Raw genomic sequence first — 10,156 nt, forward strand, 5'->3', positions numbered from 1 at the left:
AACCCTCCCCGGGGTCGACAGGTGCCGGGCACCCGGCGGCGTCCGGCGGGGGCGGCGAGAGCCGTCGTAACGCGACGTTTACGAGGGGCGGTGGGGTGGGAAACAAGCGGTTCGTAGCGTGCGGGATACCGGGGTGTATACACACCCGCCGATCGTGATCCGCCGCCGTCGAGGCTGCGGGTGCGGCCGGTCCGACGACCGCACCGGGGGACGCCGTGTTCGACACCCTGCTCGTCGCCAACCGTGGCGAGATCGCCGTCCGCATCCTGCGCAGCGCGCGCGACCTCGGCCTGCGGACGGTGGCGGTCTACTCCGACGCCGACGCGGCCGCCCCGCACGTGCGCCTCGCCGACGAGGCCGTCCGGCTCGGACCCGGCCCGGCCGCCGAGAGCTACCTGCGGACCGAGCTCGTCCTGCACGCCGCCGCCGAGACCGGCGCGGGCGCGATCCACCCCGGCTACGGGTTCCTGTCCGAGAACGCGGCGTTCGCCGCGCAGGTCGAGGCCGCCAGGCTGGCGTTCGTCGGGCCGACGCCCGCGCACCTGTCCGTGTTCGGCGACAAGCACGAGGCCCGCGAGGCCGCGCGCGCGGCGGCCGTGCCCCTCGTCGCGGGCTCGGGTCTGCTCGAGACCGTCGCCGACGCGCTCACCGCCGCCGAGGTCGTCGGGTATCCCGTCATGGTCAAGGCCGTCGGCGGGGGTGGCGGCATCGGCATGCAGGCGTGCGCCGACCCCGGCGAGCTCGTCGCCGCGTTCGACCGCGTGCAGCGCATCGCCGCGGCGTCGTTCGGGTCCGCGGGTGTCTTCCTCGAGCGGTACGTCGCCCGTGCGCGGCACCTCGAGGTGCAGGTCTTCGGCGACGGCGCCGGTCGGGTCGTGAGCCTCGGCGACCGCGACTGCTCGCTCCAGCGTCGCCACCAGAAGGTCGTCGAGGAGGCACCCGCCCCCGCGCTGCCGTCCGACGTCCGCGCCGCGCTCCACGAGTCCGCGCGGGCGCTCACGGCGTCCGTCGCCTACCGCTCCGCCGGGACCGTCGAGTACGTGTACGACGTCGACCGCGGCGAGGTGTCCTTCCTCGAGGTCAACACCCGCCTGCAGGTCGAGCACCCGGTGACCGAGGCCGTCACGGGCGTGGACCTCGTCGCGTGGATGATCCGGCTCGCGCAGGGCGACGCATCGTTCCTCGACGACGTGCCCGACGCCGGACCGGAGATCCGCGGGCACGCGGTCGAGGCGCGCGTGTACGCCGAGGACCCGCGCAAGGACCACCAGCCGAGCGCCGGGCTGCTCACCGAGGTCGTCTACCCCGACCCGTCGACCGGGGTGCGCATCGACGCGTGGGCCGAGACCGGGCAGGAGGTCACGACGCTCTACGACCCGATGCTCGCCAAGGTGATCGTGCACGCCGACGACCGCGACGCCGCCCTCGCCGCGTCGGCCGCCGCGCTCGCGGGCACGCGCATGTCGGGCCTCCAGACGAACCTGCCGCTGCTGCGCGCCGCGGTCGCCGACCCGTCCGTGCGGGCCGCGACGCACACCACCGGCACGCTGGGCGGCGTCGTCGACGACGAGCCGCACATCGCCGTCGAGCGGCCCGGCGTCATGACCACCGTGCAGGACTGGCCCGGACGCCTCGGCCACTGGGACGTCGGCATCTCGCCGTCCGGCCCGATGGACGACCTGTCGTTCCGCCTCGGCAACCGCGCGCTCGGCAACCCCGAGGGCGCGCCCGGCCTGGAGTGCACGCTCACCGGTCCGCGGCTGCGGTTCAGCCACGAGGCCGTCGTGTGCGTGACCGGCGCCGACGCGCCCGTCACCGTCGACGGCGAGCCCGTGCCGCAGTGGGAGCCGGTCGTCGTGCCCGGGGGCTCGGTGCTCGACGTCGGAGCGCCGTCGGGCGCGGGCCTGCGCACCTACGTGCTCGTGCGCGGCGGGCTCGACGTGCCGCTCTACCTGGGGTCGGCGTCGACGTTCTCGCTCGGCGGGTTCGGCGGCTACACCGGTCGGGCGCTCGCGCTCGGCGACACCCTGGTCCCGGCGGCGGTGGACGCCGAGGCGCCGCCCGTCGCGCCCGTCCCGCACGACGTCCGCCCGCAGCTCGTGCACGCGTGGGAGGTCGCCGTCCAGGAGGGCCCGCAGCCCGCGCCGACGTACTTCACGCCCGACGACATGCGGATGCTCTACGACGCGACCTGGCAGGTGCAGACGCACGCCAACCGCACCGGCATCCGCCTCACCGGGCCGAAGCCGCAGTGGGCGCGACCCGACGGCGGCGAGGCCGGGCTGCACCCGTCGAACCTGCACGACAACCCGTACTCCGTCGGCGCGCTCAACGTCTCGGGCGACACCCCGATCCTGCTCGGGCCCGACGGTCCCAGCCTCGGCGGGTTCGCCTGCCCCGTGACCGTCGTCGCCGGGCACCGCTGGAAGATGGGGCAGATCAGGCCCGGCGACACCGTCCGGCTCGTGCCCGTCCCCGAGGCGACCGCCGACGCCCTGCGCGGGTCGGACGCCCTGCGCTCCGCGGCGTCCGTCCCCGGCGGTCTCGGGGTCGGCCCCGACGGCGACGACGGTGTGCTCGCCCGCGTCGCCGGCGACGCCACCGACCCGCTCGGCACGCCCGAGGTCGTCTACCTGCGCGGCGGCGACGACAACGTGCTCGTCGAGTACGGGCCGATGGTGCTCGACCTCGGCCTGCGCATGCGCGTCCACGCGCTCGCCGAGGCGCTGCGGGCCCGCGACCTGCCCGGCGTCGTCGACCTCACGCCCGGCGTCCGGTCCCTCCACGTGCACGTCGACCCCGACGTGCTGCCCGTCCGCGCGCTCGTCACGGTGCTCGTCGAGCTCGAGGCCGCCCTGCCCGCGACCGCCGACCTCGTCGTCCCGAGCCGCCGCGTCCACCTGCCGCTGTCCTTCGACGACCCCGTCATCGCCGACGCCGTGCACCGCTACCAGGCGGGCGTCCGCCCCGAGGCGCCGTGGCTGCCGTCGAACATCGAGTTCGTCCGCCGCATCAACGGGCTCCCGTCGACGGACGACGTCTTCGACACCATGACGAGCGCCGAGTACCTGGTCCTCGGGCTCGGCGACGTCTACCTCGGCGCCCCGCTCGCCGTGCCGCTCGACCCGCGCCACCGGCTCATGACGACCAAGTACAACCCGGCCCGCACGTGGACCGCCGCGGACACCGTCGGCCTCGGCGGGCAGTACCTGTGCGTGTACGGCATGGACTCGCCCGGGGGCTACCAGCTCGTCGGGCGGACCGTGCCCATCTGGTCCGGCCACCGGCAGCGCGGCGTCTTCGAACCCGGCAAGCCGTGGCTGCTGCGGTTCTTCGACCGCGTCGTCTGGCACCCCGTCGGTGCCGCCGAGCTGCTCGAGCAGCGCGCCGCGTTCGCCGCCGGGCGGCTCGACGTCGAGGTCGAGCACGGCACGTTCTCCTACCGCGAGCACCTCGACCTGCTTGCCGCGCACGCCGACGACATCGCCGCCTTCCAGGCCCGGCAGGCCGCCGCGTTCGCCGAGGAGCGCGCCGCCTGGGCCGCCGCCGGGGAGCTCGACGCGCACGACGAGCCCGCACCCGACGCCGGGCCCGCCGGGGCGGGCCTTGCCGGGGTGGCGCAGATCGAGCTCGCCGACGGGCACGTGCTCGTCGAGGCCCCCATGGTCGGGAGCGTGTGGCGGGTCGAGGCCGCGTCGGGCAGCCAGGTCCGCGAGGGCGACCTGCTGGTCGCGCTCGAGGCCATGAAGCTCGAGCTCGGCGTCGTCGCACCCGCGGACGGGCGCGTGCTCGAGGTGCTCGTCTCGCCCGGTCAGCAGGTCGCGCCCGGCGCGCCGCTCGCGATCCTGGCCGTGGGCTCGTGACGGCACTGACGGTGTGCGTGAGCCGGGTGGTCGACCGTGCGCGGACGGCGTGCGTGACGGGGAGGGACGCGTGACGGTGGTGCAGCAGGCCGGGAGCGCGGCGACGACGGAGAAGGTGGACGACGTGGTGGACCTGGTGGGGGCGGGGGCGACGAGCGGCGGCGTCGCCGGCGCCGACGGTGCCGTGGTGGCGGGCGGTGCCGACGGTGCCGTCGTGGTGGGCGGTGCCGATGGCGCCGCGGTGCGGCGGGTGCGGGCCGCGTTCGAACGGCTCGACGCGGTGGACCGGCCCGAGGCGTGGATCACCTTCGTGGACCGTGCCGACGTGCTCGCGGCGGCGGCGGAGGTCGACGCGCGCGTCGCGGCCGGTGCCGACCTGCCGCTCGCGGGCGTCGTGCTCGCGGTCAAGGACAACGTCGACGTCGCCGGCCTGCCGACGACCGCGGCGTGCCCGTCGTACGCGACGTCGGCTGCCGGACGCCCGGGCCCGGCCGCGGTCACGGCGCCCGCGGTGCAGCGGCTCGTCGACGCGGGCGCGGTGGTGCTCGGCAAGACGAACCTCGACCAGTTCGCGACCGGCCTGGTCGGGACGCGCAGCCCGTTCGGCGCCGTCCGGCACGCGACGCTGCCCGACCGGGTGTCGGGAGGGTCGAGCTCGGGTTCCGCCGTGGCGGTCGCGCTCGGGATCGCCGACGTCGGGATCGGCACCGACACCGCGGGGTCCGGTCGCGTGCCCGCCGCGTTCCACGGGATCGTCGGCATCAAGACCACCGTCGGGCTCGTCCCGACCGCGGGCGTCGTGCCCGCGTGCCGCACGTACGACGTGGTGACCACGTTCACCCGCGACCTCGCGCTGGGCGCGCTCGCGACCCGCCTCATGGTGGGCCCGGACGCCGCCGACCCGTCGGGGCGCACGTGGCCCGCGGACGTGCGACTCGCGCTGCGCGCGACACCGGTCGTCGCCGTGCCGCGGCCCGAGGACCTCGCACCCCTGTCGCCGGGCTGGCGCGCCGCGTTCGACGAGGCGGTCGCGGCCGTCGTCGCGACGGGAGCCCGTGTCCGCACCGTCGACGTCTCGGCGATGCTCGACGCGGCCACGCTGCTGTACGACGGCGCGATCGTCGCCGAGCGCTACGAGGCCGTCGGGGCGTTCCTCGACACCGACCCCGTCGACGCCGACCCGACCGTCGCGGCGATCATCCGCGGCGGCCGCGACGTGCCCGCGCACGCCTACGTCGCCGACCGCGCCCGCCTCGACGCCGCGCGGGCGGACGCGCTCGTGGCGCTCGACGGCTGCGACCTCCTCCTGCTGCCCACGACGACCGAGCACCCGACGATCGCCGCGGTCCAGGCCGACCCGGTCGGGCTCAACCGCCGCCTCGGCACCTACACCAACTTCGTCAACCTCCTCGACCTCGCGGCCGTCGCCGTGCCCGCGGGCGAGGCCGACGGTGGCCCGTTCGGCGTGACGGTGATCGCCCGCGCCTTCGACGACCAGCTCGCCCTCGACCTCGCCGCCCGCCTTCTCACGCCCGTCCCGACCGCGACCTCGCCGACCGACACGCCCCCGCCCGCCCCCGCACCGTCGACGTCCGGTGCGCCCCCGGCCCCCCTCCTGACCGCGCCTCTGGTCGTCGCACCGGGCGTGGACGTGCTCGTCGTCGGCGCGCACCTGCGTGGTCAGCCCCTCAACGGCGAGCTCGAGGACCTGGGGGCGCGATTCGTCGCGAGCGTGCGCACCTCGGACGCCTACCGGCTCGTCGCCCTCGACACGACCCCGCGCAAGCCAGGCCTGGTCCGCGTCGGCCCGGGCCACGGTGCACCGATCGCCGGTGAGGTCTGGCGCGTCGCGCCGGGCGCGCTCGGACGTCTGCTCGCCGCGCTGCCCGGACCGCTGAACCTCGGTCAGGTCGAGCTCGAGGACGGAACCTGGGTGGTCGGCTTCGGCTGCACCGCCGAGTCAGGACTCGCGGGCGCCGACCTGACCTGGGCCGGTGGCTGGGTGGCCGCCCTCCGCGCCGGAGCGTGACGGGCCCGCCCGTCAGTGCCGGGACGCGCCGCGGTCCCGGGCCGGGACGCGGAGGCCCGACGCCCGCAGGCGCCGGATCAGGTCGCCCGCGCTGACCTGCTGCGCACCCAGCGCGACCAGCTCGGTGATCCGCTCGTCGGGGACGTCGTAGTGGTCGAGGTCGAACGCGCGCCGGGGGAGCCCGGCGCGGGCGGCGAAGGCGTGCAGCTCGTCGAGCGAGGAGTCGCTGACGAGGTGCGCCCACGTCGTGCCGTTCCGGGGCCACAGCGGCGGGTCGACGAGCACGGTCACACGACCGAGCCTAGGTGCCCCGTCGTGCCACCGCGTCGTCGACCGCACCGCCGGGTGCGTGTCACGCGGGCCCTGTCGCTGCCGCTGCCGCTCGCGCTCCTGCTCGACACCGCTCCGGTCGCACGATCGCGACCGGAGACCGTCAGGCCGTGAACAGACGCGACGCCTGGGCCTCCGCGTCGGCGTACGTCTGCGCGGCGCTGTGCATCGCGGCGCTGATCTGGTCGAGCGCCTGCTCGAGCCTCGCCTCCGTCGAGGACCAGTTCGCGACCACGCCCGCGAACGCCGTCGCGGCGGAACCCCGCCACGTGCCCTGCAGGTCGGCGAGCTGCCGGTGCATCGCGGCGACCTCGCTGCGGATCGACGCGGCCCGTGCCTGCACCCCCGCGGCGGCCTGTGCGACGTGCGCGCTGTCGACCTCGTACCTGCTCATGCGGACCTCCCGACTCCGACGGCCCCGCCCTCCTGGCGGGACCTCGTGCGGCACGACGCTAGGGAGCGGACGTCGGTCGTCGAACGGTCGAGGCGCGACGCGGTGCACGGACGTCAGGGAACCCGGGCTGTGGACGGCTCGACGGCGACCGCATGAGCGGGCGGGCCGACAGCGGTCGGCGGAGCCGGCGACGAGCGCACCAGGTGGCGCGCCCGTGCCTCCACGGGTCGGGGGTCGAAGCCCGGCTCCGCAGATGTCGCAGGTGTGCGTGTCCTACCGGTCGCCGCTGGACGCGCGGACGGCGGCCTGAGCGGCCGCGCCGTCGGACGCCTCGAGGGCCGCGGACTCGGCGTGCTGCGCCGCGAGGGCCTCGGCGTCGATCTTCGCGAGCTCCTTCTCCAGCCGCTGCTTCTCGGCGGAGATGTTCTGCCGGGCGGGCTCCTCCCACGCGGCACCGAGCGGGCTCGAGAACAGCGAGGGGCGTCGCAGCAGCTTGTCGAGGATCTTGAGCCGCGCGCGGACGTACGCCTCGACGGGCAGGTGCGAGTACTCGGCGCGCACGTCGTGCAGGTACGACTTGTACCGCTGGGGCTCGGCGGCGAGCATCGCGAGGTCCGCGTCGCACAGCACGGCGCAGTCGAAGTCGGCCGGGTCGGGCGAGTGCCGGACCAGCGCGACGACGAGGTCGTGCACGCGCCGGGTCGCGCGTTCAGGGATGCCGAGGCGGGTCAGCTCGTCGACGGCGAGCCGGGCGCTCGCGATCTCGTCCTCGCCGCCGCGGTTGGCGTACGCCTTGCGCTCGGCGGAGTCGAAGATCGCGCCGTGGTACCAGGCGGCGAGCCGCACGAGGTCGGGCTCGTGGGTCTCCTCGACGAGCTCGTCGACGCGGACGAGCACGTCGACCAGGTGCTTGAGGTTGTGGAAGTCGCGGCCGGGTGCGGACCACCTGTCGACGAGCGCCTGCCCGACGTCACGGATCTCCTCCGTCGTCGCTGTCGCTCCGGCCCCCTGTGCGCTGCGCTGGAACGCGGACAACAGCCACTGGGGTGCGTCATGGACGCCCATGGATCAAGCCTCACGCCGATGGTCAGGACGCGCCATAGTAGAGCCTCGCGACGGCACCGGGGGGCCCGGTTCGGGATCCTCGGCGCGCGCCGCGGGGAGCACGACGCGCACCGTGGTGCCGCCTCCGTCCGTCTCCGCGAGGCCGACGGTGCCGCCGTGCGCGGTCACGATCGCGGCGACGATCGCCATGCCGAGCCCGGCGCCACCGGAGTCCCGGCCGCGGGACGCGTCGACGCGGTAGAACCGCTCGAACACCCGCGCGGCGTGCTCGGGGTCGATGCCGGGCCCGTGGTCGCGCACCTCGAGGACGGCCTGACCGTCGGGTGCGGTGCCGACGGCCAGCTCGACAGGCGTGCCCGGCGGGGTGTGCTGCACGACGTTCCCGACGAGGTTCGCGACGACCTGCTGCAGCCGCGGCTCCTCGCCGAGGACGAGGTGCGGTCCGGACGGCGCCCCGGCGACGAGCGGCACGAGCCGCGCGGTGCGCGAGGGGTCGAGAGCGTGCAGGTCGCTGACGGCGTCGGCGGCGAGCACGGTGAGGTCGACGGGCTCGCGCCGCAGGGGACGGTTCTCGTCGAGGCGTGCGAGGGCGAGGAGGTCGTCGACGAGCCCGCCCATCCGGGTCGCGGAGTCCTCGATGCGCCGCATGGTCTCGTCGACCTGCGCGGGCTCCCGCAGCGCGCCCATCCGGTACAGCTCCCCGTACCCGCGGATCGCGGCGAGCGGGGTGCGGAGCTCGTGCGACGCGTCGGCGACGAACCGGCGCATGCGCGCCTCGGACGCGGTGCGTGCGGCGAACGCCTGCTCGATCTGCGTGAGCATGCCGTTGAGCGCGGCGGACAGGCGCCCGACCTCGGTCTGCTCGGGCGCGGGCGGGACGCGGCGGGACAGGTCGCCCGCAGCGATCGCGGCGGCGGTCGACTCGATCTCGCGCAGCGGGCGCAGCGAGCGCCGGACGGCCCACGCGCCGGCCAGCGCGCCGAGCAGGACGATCCCCACGCCGCTGACGACCAGCACGAGCACCATCCGCTTCACGGTGCTCTGCACGTCGCCGAGGGGCAGCGCGACGACCACGGACCCGGTCGCGCCCTCGACGGTCAACGGGTACGCCACCGCCCGCCAGCGCGAGTCGTCCGTGGTCGACCGGACGGTGAACGGCTCGCCGCGACGTGCGGTCGCCTGTGCCGCGGTGAGGTCGGGCACGACGGGCACGCCGTAGCGCAGCCGCGCGGACCGCGACGGCGGGCTGACGTTCTCGAACCCGCCGACCTGCACGCGCACGTAGTAGTCGCTGGGCGCGAGGGTGCTGCCGAACGGCGTGAGGGAGTCGAGCTGCTGCTGCGCGAGGCTCAAGCCCTCCGACTCGAGCTTCTCGTCGACCTGCCCGACCATGGTCCCGCCGAGCAGCGTCGCGCTCACCACGCCCGCGAGCACGAGGCCGAGGCCCACGAGGACGGTGATGATGCCGACGAGCCGGTGGACGAGCGGCACGGCGTCCCACCGCGCGCGCAGCGACGTGGGCCGCGTCGGGCGTGCGGAGCCGGGCGTGTCGGGCTCGTCCTCGGACGGCACGGGAGGCGCGGAGGACGAGGCCGTCGGACCGGGGACCGCCGGGGGTGCCGGGTCGGTGACCGGAGGGCCGGGCGACGGGGACGACGGGGACGACGGCGGGACGGTCACGTCGACTCGCGCAGCAGGTAGCCGACGCCCCGCTTGGTGTGGATGAGCGGCGGCAGCCGGTTGCCGTCGGCGTCGGTGAGCTGGTCGACCTTGCGCCGCAGGTAGGAGATGTACGACTCGACGATGTTCGCGTCGCCGCCCCAGTCGTACTGCCAGACGTGGTCGAGGATCTGCGACTTCGACAGGACGCGGCCGGGGTTGAGCATGAGGTAGCGCAGGAGCTTGAACTCGGTGGGGGACAGCTCGACGGGGTGCCCGGCGCGCACGACCTCGTGGCTGTCCTCGTCGAGCTCGAGGTCGGAGTACCGCAGCACGCTCGACGACAGCTCGATGCCGGGCGACGTGCGGCGCAGGATCGCGCGGATCCGCGCGACGACCTCCTCGAGGCTGAACGGCTTCGTGACGTAGTCGTCACCGCCGACCGTGAGGCCCTGCACCTTGTCCGCGGTGTCGTCGCGCGCGGTGAGGAACAGCACGGGGACGTGCTGGCCCTTCTCGCGCAGCCGGCGCGTCACGGTGAAGCCGTCCATGTCGGGGAGCATGACGTCGAGGACGACGAGGTCGGGCTCGACGTCCCGGGCCAGCCGGAGCGCGGCACCGCCGTCGGCGGCGGCGTGCACCTCGAAGCCCGCGAACCGCAGCGACGTCGCGAGGAGCTCGCGGATGTTCGGCTCGTCGTCGACGACGAGCAGGCGGGCCTCGGGCTGGGCGGGCGCACCGGTCATCCTCCCAGTCTGGTCCTGGTTCCTGGATGCCGCCTGGGAGCGCGCTGCGTGCCTGACCGGCCGTCGCCCG

General features: G+C 75.5%; 7 protein-coding genes. 2 read left to right on the forward strand and 5 right to left on the reverse strand.

The window, feature by feature from the left end:
• Positions 1 to 215 precede the first annotated feature (215 nt).
• Positions 216 to 3,863, forward strand: a complete 3,648-nt coding sequence (gene uca / locus CTKZ_RS01965; RefSeq protein ID WP_124341361.1) for an urea carboxylase — start codon at positions 216 to 218, stop codon at positions 3,861 to 3,863.
• 70 nt (positions 3,864 to 3,933) lie between these two features.
• Entirely contained in the window at positions 3,934 to 5,892 is a 1,959-nt protein-coding gene (gene atzF, locus CTKZ_RS01970) for an allophanate hydrolase (protein ID WP_235843133.1), read from the forward strand.
• A gap of 12 nt (positions 5,893 to 5,904) precedes the next feature.
• Here atzF and CTKZ_RS01975 read toward each other — a convergent pair whose 3' ends face one another.
• The 5 genes from CTKZ_RS01975 to CTKZ_RS01995 form a co-directional block, all read right to left on the reverse strand.
• Positions 5,905 to 6,183 (reverse strand): DUF4031 domain-containing protein, encoded by a 279-nt coding sequence (locus CTKZ_RS01975; RefSeq protein WP_124341362.1) that lies wholly within the window; start codon positions 6,181 to 6,183, stop codon positions 5,905 to 5,907.
• Between the two features lie 142 nt (positions 6,184 to 6,325).
• Positions 6,326 to 6,616 (reverse strand): WXG100 family type VII secretion target, encoded by a 291-nt coding sequence (locus CTKZ_RS01980; protein ID WP_124341363.1) that lies wholly within the window; start codon positions 6,614 to 6,616, stop codon positions 6,326 to 6,328.
• Positions 6,617 to 6,889: 273 nt separating this feature from the next.
• Positions 6,890 to 7,681 (reverse strand): HD domain-containing protein, encoded by a 792-nt coding sequence (locus tag CTKZ_RS01985; protein WP_124341364.1) that lies wholly within the window; start codon positions 7,679 to 7,681, stop codon positions 6,890 to 6,892.
• A 3-nt stretch (positions 7,682 to 7,684) separates the two neighbouring features.
• Positions 7,685 to 9,253 (reverse strand): sensor histidine kinase, encoded by a 1,569-nt coding sequence (locus tag CTKZ_RS01990; protein ID WP_124341365.1) that lies wholly within the window; start codon positions 9,251 to 9,253, stop codon positions 7,685 to 7,687.
• A 104-nt stretch (positions 9,254 to 9,357) separates the two neighbouring features.
• Positions 9,358 to 10,086: a response regulator transcription factor gene (locus tag CTKZ_RS01995; protein ID WP_124341366.1), complete on the reverse strand. Its 729-nt coding sequence runs from the start codon at positions 10,084 to 10,086 to the stop codon at positions 9,358 to 9,360.
• Positions 10,087 to 10,156: the final 70 nt, after the last annotated feature.

Origin of the sequence: Cellulomonas algicola, from assembly GCF_003851725.1 — a bacterium.
GTDB lineage: Bacteria > Actinomycetota > Actinomycetes > Actinomycetales > Cellulomonadaceae > Cellulomonas > Cellulomonas algicola.